This is a genomic window from Janthinobacterium agaricidamnosum NBRC 102515 = DSM 9628, from assembly GCF_000723165.1.
Lineage (GTDB): Bacteria > Pseudomonadota > Gammaproteobacteria > Burkholderiales > Burkholderiaceae_D > Janthinobacterium > Janthinobacterium agaricidamnosum.
Genome location: NZ_HG322949.1, coordinates 675730 through 690566 on the forward strand (window position 1 = coordinate 675730; position 14837 = coordinate 690566).

The 14837-nt window shown below is 60.4% G+C and carries 11 protein-coding genes; 1 reads left to right on the forward strand and 10 read right to left on the reverse strand.

Translation table 11 applies throughout. The features are described from left to right. The first annotated feature begins 147 nt into the window (after positions 1-147). Positions 148-1833, forward strand: coding sequence for an AMP-binding protein (locus tag GJA_RS02810; RefSeq protein WP_038488556.1), 1686 nt, complete (start codon positions 148-150; stop codon positions 1831-1833). Position 1834: 1 nt separating this feature from the next. On the opposite strand, the gene GJA_RS02815 is transcribed toward GJA_RS02810, so the two are convergent. The 10 genes from GJA_RS02815 to GJA_RS02865 all read right to left on the reverse strand — a co-directional run bounded on the left by GJA_RS02815 (position 1835) and on the right by GJA_RS02865 (position 14605). Beyond that, the gene (locus GJA_RS02815; protein ID WP_051780201.1) at positions 1835-2275 is read right to left on the reverse strand and encodes a cupin domain-containing protein; all 441 of its coding nucleotides are present in this window, start codon (positions 2273-2275) and stop codon (positions 1835-1837) included. A 2-nt stretch (positions 2276-2277) separates the two neighbouring features. Further along, positions 2278-2970, reverse strand: coding sequence for a GNAT family N-acetyltransferase (locus GJA_RS02820; protein WP_197539774.1), 693 nt, complete (start codon positions 2968-2970; stop codon positions 2278-2280). Between the two features lie 261 nt (positions 2971-3231). Further along, positions 3232-3501, reverse strand: a complete 270-nt coding sequence (locus tag GJA_RS02825; RefSeq protein WP_038488562.1) for a PAAR domain-containing protein — start codon at positions 3499-3501, stop codon at positions 3232-3234. 684 nt (positions 3502-4185) lie between these two features. Then, positions 4186-6093, reverse strand: a complete 1908-nt coding sequence (locus GJA_RS02835) for an AAA family ATPase (protein ID WP_038488566.1) — start codon at positions 6091-6093, stop codon at positions 4186-4188. A 284-nt stretch (positions 6094-6377) separates the two neighbouring features. Then, on the reverse strand, positions 6378-8102 hold the full coding sequence (locus GJA_RS02840; protein WP_038488569.1) for an ArnT family glycosyltransferase: 1725 nt from the start codon (positions 8100-8102) through the stop codon (positions 6378-6380). Between the two features lie 104 nt (positions 8103-8206). After that, positions 8207-8476 (reverse strand): type B 50S ribosomal protein L31, encoded by a 270-nt coding sequence (locus GJA_RS02845; protein ID WP_038488572.1) that lies wholly within the window; start codon positions 8474-8476, stop codon positions 8207-8209. A 285-nt stretch (positions 8477-8761) separates the two neighbouring features. After that, positions 8762-10024: a transcription termination factor Rho gene (gene rho / locus GJA_RS02850; RefSeq protein WP_035787757.1), complete on the reverse strand. Its 1263-nt coding sequence runs from the start codon at positions 10022-10024 to the stop codon at positions 8762-8764. Positions 10025-10163: 139 nt separating this feature from the next. Then, entirely contained in the window at positions 10164-10490 is a 327-nt protein-coding gene (gene trxA, locus GJA_RS02855; RefSeq protein WP_038488577.1) for a thioredoxin TrxA, read from the reverse strand. A gap of 296 nt (positions 10491-10786) precedes the next feature. Beyond that, complete coding sequence (locus GJA_RS02860; RefSeq protein WP_038488580.1) at positions 10787-11230, reverse strand: response regulator; 444 nt, start codon at positions 11228-11230, stop codon at positions 10787-10789. Positions 11231-11308: 78 nt separating this feature from the next. Further along, positions 11309-14605, reverse strand: a complete 3297-nt coding sequence (locus GJA_RS02865) for a PAS domain S-box protein (RefSeq protein ID WP_081905226.1) — start codon at positions 14603-14605, stop codon at positions 11309-11311. Between the last annotated feature and the right edge of the window lie 232 nt (positions 14606-14837).

Genomic DNA, 14837 nt, shown 5'->3' on the forward strand with positions numbered 1-14837 from the left:
ACTGCCTTTTTGTCGTTGCCTGAATACCGGGACGGTTCGGCATATTAAAGCAAAGATTGTTGCCAGTTCATGTTGCACTCCAATACGTGGCAGCCATTTGTATTGGTACACTAAGGAACTTGATAAAAAACCATTCCAGGAGAGCGTATGCAGCAGATGAGCTATGTACACGGCGCACACGACACCCCCTTGATCGGCGACACCATCGGCGCCCATCTGGACCGCATGGCGGCCCGCTTCGGCCCGCAAGCGGCGCTGGTGGTGCCGCACCAGGACGTGCGCTGGAGCTACCGCCAATTCCATGACAAGGTCAATCAACTGGCGGCCGGCTTGTTGAAGCTGGGCTTGCGGCCGGGCGAGCGGGTCGGCATCTGGTCGCAAAACTGCGCCGAATGGGTATTGACCCAGTTCGCCACCGCGAAGGCCGGTTTGATCCTGGTCAATATCAATCCCGCCTACCGCCGTTCCGAGCTGGAATATGTGCTCGACAAGGTGCAATGCAGTGCGCTGATCCTGGCGCCGTCGTTCAAGTCCAGCGACTATATCGCGATCTTGCAAGATGTGGTGCCGGAAATTCACCACAGCCAGCCGGGCCGGCTGCAATCGGCGCGGCTGGCCCATTTGCGCCATGTGATCCGTCTCGGCAATGGGAAGACGCCGGGCATGGTCAATTTCGACGACCTGCTGCAAGGGATCAATGGCGCCGATATCGCCGATCTGGAAAGGATCGCCGCGATGCTGCAATTCGACGACCCGGTCAATATCCAGTTTACTTCCGGTACCACCGGCGCGCCGAAAGGGGCGACGCTGACGCATCACAATATCCTGAACAACGGTTTTTTCATCGGCGAGGCGATGCGTTTGACCGGGCACGACCGGCTATGCATCCCGGTGCCGCTATACCATTGCTTCGGCATGGTGCTGGGCAATCTGGCTTGCGTGACGCATGGCGCGGCGATGGTCTATCCGGGCGAGGGCTTCGACGCCAAGGCGGTGCTGGAAACCGTGCAGGCCGAACGCTGCACCGGGCTGCACGGGGTGCCGACGATGTTCATCGCGATTCTCGACCATGCCGATTTCCAGCACTACGACTTGTCGACGTTACGCACTGGCATCATGGCCGGTTCGCCTTGCCCGAAAGAAGTAATGACCCGCGTGATCGACTCGATGCACATGGCGCAAATCACGATCGCGTATGGCATGACCGAAACGTCGCCCGTCAGTTTCCAGAGTTCGGTCGACGACCCGGTCGACTTGCGGGTATCGACCATCGGCCGCATCCATCCGCACCTGGAAGTCAAGATCGTCGATGCCGAGGGCAACATCGTGCCGCGCGGTATCAAGGGCGAATTGCTGACGCGCGGCTATTCGGTGATGCGCGGCTACTGGGGCGACGTCGAAAAAAGCCATGAAGCGATCGATGCGGCGGGCTGGATGCATACCGGCGACCTGGCGGTAATCGATGATGATGGCTTTTGCAGCATCGTCGGCCGCTCCAAGGACATGGTGATACGGGGCGGCGAAAACATTTATCCGCGTGAAATCGAAGAGTTTTTATACCGTCATCCGAAAGTGCTGGACGTACAATGTGTCGGCGTGCCGGACGCCAAATATGGCGAGGAATTGTGTGCCTGCATCATCTTAAGGCCCGGCATGCAAGCGGACGCCGACGAAGTACGCGCCTTTTGCAGCGGGCAAATCGCCCACTACAAAATTCCGCGTTACATTCGCTTCGTCGACGCCTTCCCGATGACGGTGACCGGCAAGATTCAGAAGCATGTGCTGCGCCAGCAGGTGGCCGGCGACCTCGGTCTGGCCGCCGGCCTGGTGTAATTCATGGCTGCCGGAGCAGGTCCAGCTGCGGCAGCATTTCGACGCTTTCCTGATCGTTCGGATCGGTCCGTGCAATCAGCACCACCGCCGGCTCCGACGCATGCGGGTTGTACGGCAGGTGCGGCATATTGGCGGGAATATAGAAAAAGTCGCCGGCCTCGATTTGTTCGTGGTGTTCCAGCCGGTCGCCATACCAGACCGCGGACACGCCGCTGATCGCATAGATGGCGGTTTCGTGCATCGCATGTTTATGCGTCTTGCCGCGCACGCCGGGCGGCAGCGTGGCCAGCTGCATATGGATGCCGGTGGCGCCGACCGACTGCGCCGAAATGCCCACTTGATAATTGAGCCCTTGCTTGCCGGTGAAGCTGTCGGCGGCGCGCAGCCGCTTGCAGTCGCCGCGGCGCGGCAGATCGCCGGGTTGTTGATTGATATCAGTCATGTTTATACCTTCAGTTCGTAAAAATGGACAGACGACGTTTTGTGCAAGCCGATCCGTTCGTATACCGGCGCGCCGGCCATCGTCGCGTGCAGTATCGCGCGGGTCAGTCCGGTCGCCTTGGCGCCTTCATGCAATGCCTTGCGGGTCACGGCTTCGCCATACCCCTTGCGCTGCGCATCGGGATTGGTGGCGACCAGGGCGACGAACAGCCGGCCGTCGACCGCGACCGAGGCGGCGCACGACACCGGCACATCGTTTTCCAGCGCCAGGTAGGCGTGGATGCCTTGCTTCCACAGTGCCGAACCTTGCAGCCCGTCGCGCGCCGCTTCCAGCGGCATGCCATAGGCGCGCGCGTTGATGTCTGCGTAGGCCAGCAATTGCTCCTCGGTCGTGACGCGGACAAAGCGCAGCTCAGGATGATGCGGTTCAGGAATAGGGAGGATGTCGCCAGCCATGCCGAAGCCGGCCAGCGCCAGCGTCAGGCCGGCTTGTTCTATCGTCTCGGGCAAAGCATCGCGGGCGGCAGGGTCCAGCAAGTCTTCGAACAGCCAGATCAAACCGGGCTGCTTTTTACTGCGCATCAGCTCGACGGCTTGTTGCAGCCGCGTTTCAAGCAACTGGCGGCTCACGTCCTGTTCGATCAGCGCGATGCAGCTCCAGAATCCGAACTGGCTGTCGGCCCAGCGGATCGCCATGCCCGGCTCGTCGCGGACATCGCCGTTGCGATCTTTGATGAAGATACTCCAGGCGTCGCAAAGTTGTTGGACAGATTCAATTACTTCAACAGATACGTTGCTCATGATTTGATGGGGGAGGAGTGAAGGGATAACCGTTAATGTCGATAGAGCTTGCTCATGACATACGATCCGGCCTTCATTTTAGATGCAATTCCCCACCTGCGTAGTCCGCCGCTCCATTCCTGGTGAATTGAGCATCGACCGTGCAAAACTGTCATGTCATGTCATGGCGCCGGCGTTCAGCGACGGTATGAGCTTCGCGCCGCACGCTGTGACATCACCGTAGGCATACGAGCGGCCCATGTGCCTTGCGCCGGCGCCATCCGGCTGGATTGCAAAATCGCCTGTGCATTTCGCGCAATGCGTCATGTCTCCAGCGAGCGCGGCGGCTTTACCCATGACGATGGTGCCGGAGGACGCCCCGATGACTTGCCCTCCATGGTCGGTCTGGTCACCCATGCGGATGACGCCGCGTCCTTGGTGTTTCATGGTTGACTCCTTGCTCATTTATGGCTATGCCAGTTTGACGCCCAGGTCGTCCATCAAACGCCTGCCCCTTGGTCAGCCATACCTGTCGCCAATGCTGGTTGACGATGGCCTGCAGCGGATGCGAGGCGTCTACCCACGGCTGCCACACGCCGCTGGCGGGACAGGCATCGTCGGCAGGGCAAGCCATCAGCGGCGCATCATGCTGTACTGCGCGCGTCAGGCCGGACACGGCGCGCGGCGCCACCGCAGCATCGTCGTGCCATTGCGTGTCCCGGCGCTGCCAGAGCACGCCGAAGACAGGACTGCGAGATGAAAGGGATGGTCAAATTCAATTTGTAAGGCGTTCGCACAATCCTTGCATCCCAATTTGACACCATCATGCAGTACCTTGAGAGCACGCGCCTTTGTTTCACTCGTCCGATCACCAGTTCTGGTGCCATTGGGGAGCGCGGATAGGCATGCAAATAATGCAGGTGATCCGCAGCTGGGCCGTATCCCTGCGCACCGTCAAATGTCAAATGACGGGGCTGGTGTTGTCGCCGAGGTATTGATGAGGGGAAATATTCTGCGGAAACGAGGAGTGCCGCCTATCTGGTCCGGGATGCCGGATCAAGCCGGCATCGATGGGCGGCACTCCATGGGGAGAACCCGACGCCATGGAGGCGTCAGGCAGGCAGCTTGACCTCAGGCGAGGGAGGGGGCCATATGCTGTTCCAGCAGCGCAAACACGGCATCTTTCGACAACACATAGCGGTCGAGCAAATCCTGCTTGATCAGCTCGATCACATCCTTGTAATCGGCGATGGCCGTCAAAGTGTAGTTATATAGTTCGTCGGCCTTGGCTTCGACTTGCAGCAGCGTATGGTCGGCGCCATTGTCGTGTTTCAACTGGCTGTAATCGAGCTTGGAGCGCGAATACATCGACAGCTTGTTGACCATGGTGTCGAGCAGCGTGGTGGCTTTCTGGATGTCGTTCTGGCTGCCGATGGAAATGCCGCGCGCGCCGTAAAACAACTCTTCCGCCGCCACGCCGCCGTACAGCTGGATCACGTCGCGCTCCAGTTCTTCCAGCGTGCGCAAGGCCATGTCGTCGCCGGCCGACAGCACGTAGCCGAGCGCGCCCAGCTTCGACACCGATTCGGTGCTGATCTTCAGCAGATGCGACTTTTGCTTGATATCGGCCAGCGGCATGCCCTGCCGCAAATACGGATCGATCTGCATGAAGAAATGTCCCAGTTCGTGCAAGGCCACCCGTTCGCGCTGCAAGTTCTTTTCGGCGCTGGCGGCGCGGTCGGTCAAGCCGATGGTGGCCCGCTCGAAGGCGCGGAACAGCAGTTCGGTATCGATCAAAACATGTTCCTGGATCGCCATCATGCTGGCCCTCTCGGCCACGGTTTCCAGCAGGGCCGGGCTGAGGTTGGCCGTGATGTCGGCGACTTGCCCCAGGTCCAGATGATCCCAGTCCACGCAGCCTTTTTCCTTGCGCGATAAAAAGCTGTGCAGCAAGTCGCGGCGCTCGGCTTTGTTGGGCAGGCGGAAATTGATTTTCACCGGGAAACGGCGCAGCATCGCTTCATCCATCTGGCTCGACGCATCGTCGAAATTGGAGGCGACCACCCAGATCACGCCGCTACCTTGCTCGCTCTTGACGCCGTCCAGCAAGCCCAGCAAGGTGTTGGCGGTATCGTCTTCCCATTTCTTTTCGCCGCGGCCGCGCGGCATGAACAGGGTTTGCGCTTCATCTAGGAAAATGATGCAATTGCCGCGCGCACAAGCTTTGCGGTACAGCGCATTCAAGGCCTTGGAGCCGCCGCCGATATAACCCGATTCCAGCGCCGAGCCGGACGCCTGGATCAGCGGTACGTTCAGCCGTTTCGCCAGGTAGCCGGCCAGCTTGGTCTTGCCGGTGCCGGCCGGGCCGGTCAGCATGACGTTGAACGGCTTGTCGATATTATGCGAGCGGTACAGTGCGCGGTTGCGTATCATGTCTTCCAGGTGCAGCACTTCCTGCTTGATGTCTTCCATGCCGATCAAGTCGTCCAGGCTGCCTTTCAACTTGTCGGGTGTGATCACGCTGGCGCTCAAGCCCATGCCGGGTATGCCGAATTTCAAGACGAACAGCATCAACAGCACCAGGAAAATGTCGAAGGCGTGGCGTTTCAGCAGTGCGCCGGCCGCTTGCAGCGGGCCGTCGTCGGCGTCGAGCAGCACGGCCTTGTGCGCGGCCAGGTAATCGTCGCTGGCGATGGCGTACGGAATCGCGTTGCGCAACAGGATTTCGCGTTCCAGGCTCAAATGGGACGTGGCTGGCACCTTAACCACATGCAATTGCTTTTCATCCTTGAACTTGAAGATGTAGCGCGGCGCATCGGACAGCGGCTTGGCCACCACCAGATACTCCAGGCGCTGCTCCTGCCCGGCCAGCGCGGTGATTTCGGCAATGTTTTGCGAACGCAGCAGCGGACTGGCGTCTTGCGGCACCTCGTTCGACAGATACATGGCGCCGGCAATCGACAGCACCAGCAGCACGGCCAGCGTCAGGCGGACATAGGTGTTGCGCAGTGCAAGCCGGAGTTGATAAAGAATAGGCATGGCAATACTCGATGATAGTCGGGCTTGCTGGGGCAGGGCAGAACCGGGCGATTATTCGGGATGAGTGCGCGGGGCGGCAAGATGGTGTGACGGCAATTTCATGCGGCAATGCGCTCGGTGTCCACTATAACCCGATGGCGTGCAACGTGCTTGCCGCTGCGTATAAATAATTACTCTGCGCAACAAGTGTAGTCATATTGATAATGATGTCACCTTCTTCCACCTATAAAAAATGCCCCGGGCGCAAGCGCGGCCGGGGCGGTCTTGACGGCGTCAGGGCTGTGTTATTCGGCGCGCTGGAACAGCTGGAAGCGCTCCACGTCATCCGACGGGCGGCGGCCTTCCCACAGCTTGATCCACTCCTTGCCCTGGTGGCCAGGCAATAGTTCCTTGCCGTCGCGCATATCGGTGCTGTCTTGCAGCAGCAGCAGCTTGCAATGCTGGTGGCGCACGCCGGAAAACGGCAAGTGGCCGTAATACACGAACGATGCGCGCTGGGCCGGGCCAACATTGGTATTAATGCAATTATCGCCGGGCGGCAGTTTGTTGGCGATCTGCGACGCGACGATCGCGTAGCTCTTGCTGTAGTTGAGTTCAGGCAAGAACAACGTCATCAGCAAGACCCAGATCAGGATCAGGCCGCCGGACGACAGCACCACCGCGCGCCACAGCACCGCCGGCTGGCGCGAAATGCGCCAGTGCACCAGTGCGATCCAGCCGGCGGTGACGCCGGCGGCGACGAAGAAGGACACCAGGTCGAGTTCCGGCGTCATGCCGGGCACCAGTTTCAGCACGTTGTTGGCCAGCTTTACCGGCCAGCCGGTCAGCTTGGCGAACCACAGCAGCCACAGGATGCCGGCGCCGATGGTCAGCACCATCACCGAGAACCAGTCGATGGCGTTGATGGCGCCGCGTTTCATCGTCAGCAGGCCGAACGCGGCCATGACGGCCAGCGGCGGCAGCAGCGGCAGCATCTGGCTTTGATCCGGGTTCGGGTGAAACAGCGCCAGCAGCGTCAGCATGGCGACGAAGGTCAGCGGCACCACGATGTGCAACACATGGTGCTGGCGGCGCCAGGCGTACACCGCCCAGGCGGCGAACGGCCATGCTGGCCAGCAAAACCACATGCCGACGCGATAAAAGAATTGCAGCGATTTGAGGCTGGGCAGGCTCAGCTGATTACAGTTCCAGGCCATCCACGCTTGCAGTGGGGAACGGTTGAACGGCCGCACTAATTCGCCCGGCAGCAGCCAGATCATGGCGATCAGCGCGGCCAGGCCGATCGCCAGCGCCAGGTGGCGCAGCGTGCGCCAAGCCGGCAGGCGCAGGAACAGGGTGCACAGGAACAGCGCGATGGTCAGCGCGGCCGGTGCGATCCAGCCGCGGGTCAGGGTCAGCACGCCCATGCTCAGGCCCATCAGCGCGGCATTGCGCAGCGATGGCAGTTCGACATAACGCACCGCGCGGTACAGGAAATACGCCAGCAGCGAGACTTGCAGCGTTTCGGCCGTGTTTTCATGACTATGCGACAACAAGCCGAGGCAGCCGATATAGATCAGTACGGCAGCGTCGGCCAGCGTGCGGCCAAAGTCGTTGGGCTCCGGCTGGCCGCCGAAGGCCAGCCTCAGCGGCTGGGCATCGCTGCGCCGGCCCAGGTTGAAAGCAGTAAACCAGACCGACAGCACGCCTATCATGAAGATACCGATGGTGGCCATGCGCGCGCCAAGCACGTCGCCGAGCAGCCAGCCGAACAGCTTGATCGAGGCGGCGCCCAGCCAGAATGCCAGCGGGCCTTCCTCGGGCATCGACAGGCCGGCGATATTCGGCCACAGCCAGTCGTGCAAGCCGCCCTGGGCCATGGTCCACATGATGCCGAAACTGGCGGCGTCATCGTTTTTCCATGGCTCGCGGCCGATCAGGCCGGGCAGGATATAGAGCAGGCCGAGCGCGAACAAGGCCCAGCGTGGCAGCGCGAGGGTGGCGGCAGCGGGAAGGCGGACTGGCTTCATCAATCAGTAGGCAAAAAAAGAGGTAGACGGGAGTATGAAGGAAAACCGGGAAGCAAACAAAAAAAAGGCAGCCGTAGCTGCCTTTTTTATCGTAGAGGTAAGAATTAACCTGCTGCGACAGCGGTTTTCGAACCGACGGAACCGAATTTTTGACGGAATTTTTCGACGCGGCCAGCGGTGTCGACGATTTTGTGCTTGCCGGTGTAGAACGGGTGCGATTCAGCCGAAACCTCGATCTTCACCAGTGGGTATTCTTTACCTTCGTGGGTGATCGTTTCGCGGGTCTGGATCGTCGAACGGGTGACGAATTTGAAATCGCACGACAGGTCGTGGAACACGACTTCGCGGTAATCTGGGTGAGTATTTTCTTTCATGTGTACCTCTGATAGTTTGGTAGCCAAACGGCACTTCGTCGGTCGTCTTGCTTCTTGACCCGATTGCCGATCACTTGCCAGGGTTTAAAATAATGCAACCGCAGATTATACGGCGCTTTACCGTTGCGCGCAACGAAAAAGGCCGCCCACAGGGAGCGGCCTTTGCATGAACAGTTCTGCAGCAGATAAAACCGTAGCGAGCAGGCCCGATATACGGCTGAGTAGCGGAGCTGTACGAATGTACAGCGAGCAACGGAGGCCGTAGAGCGGGTCGCGCAGTAGGTTTTATCCGCCGCGGCGCATCATGTCGAAGAACTCGGCGTTGTTCTTGGTCGCTTTCATCTTGTCGAGAATGAACTCCATCGCCTCGATCTCGTCCATCGAGTACAGCAACTTGCGCAGGATCCAGATTTTTTGCAGCTGGTCTGGCTTGATCAGCAACTCTTCGCGGCGCGTGCCGGATTTGTTCAGGTTGATCGCAGGATAGACGCGTTTCTCGGCCAGGCGGCGTTCCAGATGGACTTCCATGTTGCCGGTACCTTTGAATTCTTCAAAGATCACGTCATCCATGCGCGAACCGGTTTCGATCAGCGCGGTGGCGATGATGGTCAGCGAGCCGCCTTCTTCGATGTTACGGGCTGCGCCGAAGAAACGTTTCGGACGTTGCAGCGCATTCGCGTCGACACCGCCGGTCAGTACCTTGCCGGAGGCCGGGATCACGGTGTTGTAGGCGCGCGCCAGGCGGGTGATCGAATCGAGCAGGATGACCACGTCTTTTTTCATTTCGACCAGGCGCTTGGCTTTTTCCAGCACCATTTCAGCCACCTGCACGTGGCGGGTGGCCGGTTCGTCGAAGGTCGAGGCGACCACTTCGCCGCGTACCGAGCGTTGCATCTCGGTTACTTCTTCCGGGCGTTCGTCGATCAGCAGCACGATCAGCGTGATGTCCGGGTGATTCGCGGTGATGGCGTGGGCGATGTGCTGCAAAATCACGGATTTACCGGATTTCGGCGACGCCACCAGCAAGCCGCGCTGGCCTTTGCCGATCGGGGCGATCAGGTCGATGATGCGGCCGGTGATGTTTTCCTGGCCATTCATTTCACGTTCCAGGCGCAGCGGCTCGTTCGGGTGCAGCGGCGTCAGGTTTTCAAACAGGATGCGGTGTTTCGACATTTCCGGCGATTCGCCGTTGACCTTGTCGACTTTCACCAGGGCGAAATAACGTTCGCCATCTTTCGGGGTGCGGACTTCGCCTTCGATCGAATCGCCGGTGTGCAGGTTGAAACGGCGGATTTGCGAAGGGGAAATATAAATATCGTCGGTGGACGCCATGTAGCTGGCGTCGGGCGAGCGCAGGAAGCCGAAGCCGTCGGGCAGCACTTCCAGGGCGCCGTCGCCAAAAATCTGTTCGCCTGATTTCGCGCGTTTCTTCAGGATCGCAAACATCAGTTCCTGCTTGCGCAAACGGGCCGCGTTGTCGATATCAAGACCGATCGCCATCTCCAGCAGGGCGGATACGTGTAGGGCCTTTAATTCAGATAAATGCATAGTGTGTTGAGTGTCCCGAGACGGGAAGTAAAGGTAGGGGAGGGGACTGCGTGGTGTTGATCAAGTGGGAAGGGGTGTCAGCCCGGTTCCCGGCCAATCAGGCGGCGCTGCGGGCGCCTCGCCGCCTATGGTAGCGTAATTAAATGTTGCTGTCGATGAAAGAGGTCAACTGGCCTTTTGCCATCGCGCCCACTTTTTGCGCTGCCGCAACACCGTTCTTGAACAGGATGAGCGTCGGGATGCCGCGGATGCCGAACTTGCCTGGAACGGCCTGGTTGGCGTCGACGTCCATCTTGGCGATCAGGATCTTGCCGTCGTATTCCTTGGCGACTTCTTCCAGGATCGGGGCGATGGCCTTGCATGGTCCGCACCATTCAGCCCAGAAGTCCACCAGGACCGGACGATCGGATTTCAGGACGTCTGCTTCAAAAGATGCATCGCTAATGTGTTTGATATTTTCGCTCATATTTTCCTCAAATGAGGGTGGGATCAATAATGCCTGGAGATTAAGCCGATTACACTATACCTGCCGGTTCGCCATCCACGCTTCCTGAAGTACAGCTAGCAGATTGTGGCGATGTGCACAAATTCAATGTTATTGGAAGGTGCGACCAGAGGTAAGCAGGCGGGGATGGCTGAAATAATAACCCATTTTTTATAAACGTGGAGATTATTGCGGAAAATCTTGCCGAGGTTTGTTTTAGAACAAGTCGCAGTCGTTTTCCGACGCGTCGCGATGTTGCGGCGCGTCAGCCGGCCAGCCTAGGCCAGATCCTTGTGGGCCAGTGCCGCGCCGCTGTCCAGTTGCAGCTTGATGACGGCTTCCAGGTCACTGCTTTCCAGCGGTTTCTTATAGGTGCCGAGGATGCGCAAGCCATTGGCCTGGGCCAGCCGCTCGGCCGCCATGCGCACCGCCGAATGCATGCCCGACAGCAGCACCACGCCGCCCCGGAAGCCGGTTTCCGCTGCAGCGCGCAAAAATTCGATGCCATCCATATCCGGCATCGACAAGTCGCAGATCAGCACGTCCGGCTGGTGTTCGCGCAGCGTGCTGAGCGCCAGTTCGCTGTGCGATTCGCAGCGGATGTCGAAGGCGCCGATCTCGGCCAGCATGTCGCACAGCACGTCCAGCATGAAAATATCGTCGTCGAGCAATAGCACGCGCAGCGGCGCGGCATCGTGGCGCTCGTTACTGAGATGAATCATTATTATTCCTTTAGCTGCTGTTGATGGCGCTCTACACGGCGCCGCTTGTTTCAATAAACCTCTGTCTCACTCTGGAATTCAATCGTCATTGGCAAAGCTGGTGTTGTTCATGATTTGCTCGGTGACCAGTTCCAGCAACACCCACAGCCGCGCCAGGATTGCGCCGGCCTGCGTGCTATCCTCGGCGCCGCCGGTCAGCGGCAGGGTTTCCAGTTTGTGGCACAGCTCGGACATGCCGATCGCGCCGACCGTGCGCGCCGACGACTTGATGCGGTGGCCCAGCTCGCGCATGTGATCGATGTCGCCGCGCGCCAGCGCCTTGTCCATGTCGGTAAAACCGTCCTGCGTGGTCTGTAAAAATTTAAAGGCGAATTTGCGCACTTTTTCGGGATTGTAACTGAGCAACTTTGCCAGGATGCTTAAATCGATCACGTCGGGATCGCCGGCCAGCGTGGTCTTGAAGGCGGCCGGCGCCTTCGGCCGCACCGGCGGCGGCGCGCTGCGTTCCGGCAGCCAGTTGGCGATGGTGCGGTACATCATCGGCGGCTGGATCGGCTTGGAAATGAAATCGTCCATGCCGGCGTCGAGGCAGCGCACCCGGTCTTCGCTGGTGGCGGTGGCGGTCATCGCCAGCACCCGCAAGCCGGCCAGGCGCGGGTCGGCGCGGATGCGGCGGGTCGCTTCCAGGCCATCCATCAGCGGCATTTGCACATCCATCAGCACGCAGTCGAACTGGGTCTGGCGCAACAAGTCGAGCGCCTCGACGCCGTTGTTGGCCAGGCACACGGTGGCGCCCGCTTCTTCCAGCATTTCCAGCGCCACTTGCTGGTTGAAGGTATTGTCTTCGACCAGCAAGATGCGCGCATGTTTCAGGCTGGACATCAGCGCCGCCGCGTTGGCGCTTACTTGCATCGCCGCCGCCGCTTCGCTGACATGGTCGACCAGTTCCGGCTTGCTGCGCGTCGAAATGCCGAGCCGGGCGGTGAACCAGAAATTGCTGCCGGCGCCGGGGCTGCTGTCGACGCCGACGTGGCCGCCCATCAATTGCGCCAATTGCTTGCAAATCGCCAGGCCCAGGCCGGTGCCGCCGTATTCGCGGGTGGTCGAGGTATCGGCTTGCTGGAACGACTGGAACAGCCGGCCCATTTCTTCCTCGGTCAGGCCGATGCCGTGGTCGCGCACCTCGAAACGCACCACGCAGCTGGTGGCGTCGCCGATCACCTTGATGACTTTGATGGTGATGCTGCCCTGTTCGCTGAACTTGATGGCGTTATTGGTATAGTTGATCAGCACCTGGCCCAGCCGCAGCGGGTCGCCGACCAGCGTCGCCGGCAAGTCCGGCGCCAGGTCGAACACCAGCTTCAGGTTCTTGCTGGCGGCCTTGGGTGCGATCACCGTGGTCAGGGTTTGCATCACATGGTCGAGGCTGAAGTCGATGCGTTCGATTTCCAGCTTGCCGGCCTCGATTTTCGAAATGTCGAGGATGTCGTCTATGATGCCCAGCAAATGTTCGCCGGCGAAACGGATTTTTTCGAGGTAATCGCGCTGGCGCGGGTCCAGGTCGGTCTTCAGCGCCAGGTAGGCCATGCCGATCACGCCATTCATCGGCGTGCGGATTTCATGGCTCATGTGGGCCAGGAAGCGCCCCTTGGCCTGGCTCGCTTCTTCCGCCACCTGCTTGGCCTGGTCGAGCTGCTCGGTGCGCTGCGCCACCCGTTCTTCCAGGTGTTCATTCAATTCGCGCAGCGCGCTTTCGCTGCGCTTGTGGTACGTGATATCGGTCAGGCTGGACACCACCATGCCGACTTCGCCGTATTCGTCGCGGATCGCCTCGGTATTCACCGACAGCCAGGACAGGCTGTTGTCCGGTTGCAGCACGCCCATCACCACGTCGCGCATCGCCTGGCCGCTGGACAGGGTGATGTGCACCGGGTGGCTGGCTTGCTCGAAGACAGTGCCATCTTCGCGCACCGCCTGCCACAGGCCGTCGCGGCCGGCGCTGGCGGCCAGCATGCGCGCCGCCGCCGCGTTGCTTTCCAAAATGTGGCCGCTGCTGTCCTGTACCAGCAAGCCATTGGTGACGGCGTCGAACACCGACGCCATGCGCTGGTTGGAATTGCGCAGCGCCACCGCCGCCAAACGGCGTTCGGTGATGTCGGTGATCATCGCCAGCGTGCCGCCCGGCTCGCCGTTTTCGGCCTGGATCGAGGTGGTCGACAGCAAGCCCCACAGGCTGGAGTGGTCCTTGCGGAAAAAACGGAAATCGACCTGGCCCGGCTGGTCGGTCGGCGGGCGGCGCAAATGCTGCTCCAGTTGCTGGCGGCCTTCGCGGTCCATGTATTCGGACATCGGCCGGCCGACCATTTCCTGCACGGTGAAGCCGAGCATGCGCGCCATCTTCGGATTGACGAAGGTGGTCTTGCCTTCGGCGTCGGTCATCCAGATGCCTTCGGCGGCGGTTTGCACGATCAGCCGGTAACGTTCGGAACTGGCGTGCAGCGCCTCCTCGGCGCGCTGGCGCTGGGTCATGTCGCGCAGCGACACGATCGAAAACACCTGGCCCGCCATGCGCACCGGCGACAGGTTGACCTTGGCCGGGAAGTGCGAACCGTCGCGGCGCCTTGCGGTCAGCACCCGGCCCGGCAAATAATGGCGCTCGTGGGCGCCGGGGATGGTTTCCGGCACCAGTTGTTCCAGCGACAAGCCGATCAATTCCTGCAAGGGATACGAAAAGCAGCGTGCGCTGATCTGGTTGGCGTAGCGGATGCGTCCGCCGATGTCGGCCACCAGCATCGCTTCCGGCGCCGCTTCCAGGATCGCGCACATGTGCGCCTCCTCCTCGGCCTTGCGTTCGCTGATGTCGCTCAGCGTGCCGGTGGCGTACAGCGCGCTGCCGTCGGCGTGGCGTTCGATGACGGTGCCGCGCCCGAGCAGCCATTTCCAGCCGCCATCGGCCATGCGCAGCCGGAATTCGATCGAAAACAGCGGACTTTTCTGGCCGGGCGCCTTGAAGTGCAGTGCCGCATCGTTGCGCATGCGCAACTGGTCGTCCGGATGGACTTGCTTGATCCAGTTGCCGGGGTCGATATTGAGCGGCGCGCGCGGATCGCCCAGCAGGGTCCGGTAGCGGCTGGAAAACTCCAGCGCGCGGGTCGGGAAATGCCAGCTCCAGATCGCTTCGCCCGAACTGGCCAGCGCGATGCTGGCGTGTATTTCCGCTTCATCCAGGCGTTTACTGGCGGCATGCAACTGCTGGGCCACGCGGCGCGTGCGCCATAGCGCCAGCGCCGCGACCACGGCGGCGGCCACGGTGGCGTACGGCCAGGCATCCCATGGTGCCGCGATACCGGCGGCCATGGCGGGTTGGCTGATCATCAGGGAAGCGCATGGTAGCGCTCCGAGCGCAAAGCGCCGCGGACGGAGCGCGCCAGAACGCGTGAAACTGCAATACAACAAGTGCTTCCCTTTCAAGGGCCGGGTTGATCGTTGAAAATCCTTGCAAATCCATCCAGGTCACTGCAATCAGGCAAGTTTTACTAACGCGACTCCAATTGCGTGCTGATCAGTTTGCCATAGTGCCGGCCGGGCCAAGCATACTATCTTTCAA

Bases quoted from the DNA above. Each gene is read 5' to 3' on its own strand.
- GJA_RS02810 (WP_038488556.1), top strand. From the start codon at position 148: ATGCAGCAGATGAGCTATGTACACGGCGCACACGACACCCCCTTGATC.
- GJA_RS02815 (WP_051780201.1), bottom strand. From the start codon at position 2,275: ATGACTGATATCAATCAACAACCCGGCGATCTGCCGCGCCGCGGCGAC.
- GJA_RS02820 (WP_197539774.1), bottom strand. From the start codon at position 2,970: ATGGCGATCCGCTGGGCCGACAGCCAGTTCGGATTCTGGAGCTGCATC.
- GJA_RS02825 (WP_038488562.1), bottom strand. From the start codon at position 3,501: ATGAAACACCAAGGACGCGGCGTCATCCGCATGGGTGACCAGACCGAC.
- GJA_RS02835 (WP_038488566.1), bottom strand. From the start codon at position 6,093: ATGCCTATTCTTTATCAACTCCGGCTTGCACTGCGCAACACCTATGTC.
- GJA_RS02840 (WP_038488569.1), bottom strand. From the start codon at position 8,102: ATGAAGCCAGTCCGCCTTCCCGCTGCCGCCACCCTCGCGCTGCCACGC.
- GJA_RS02845 (WP_038488572.1), bottom strand. From the start codon at position 8,476: ATGAAAGAAAATACTCACCCAGATTACCGCGAAGTCGTGTTCCACGAC.
- rho (WP_035787757.1), bottom strand. From the start codon at position 10,024: ATGCATTTATCTGAATTAAAGGCCCTACACGTATCCGCCCTGCTGGAG.
- trxA (WP_038488577.1), bottom strand. From the start codon at position 10,490: ATGAGCGAAAATATCAAACACATTAGCGATGCATCTTTTGAAGCAGAC.
- GJA_RS02860 (WP_038488580.1), bottom strand. From the start codon at position 11,230: ATGATTCATCTCAGTAACGAGCGCCACGATGCCGCGCCGCTGCGCGTG.
- GJA_RS02865 (WP_081905226.1), bottom strand. From the start codon at position 14,605: ATGATCAGCCAACCCGCCATGGCCGCCGGTATCGCGGCACCATGGGAT.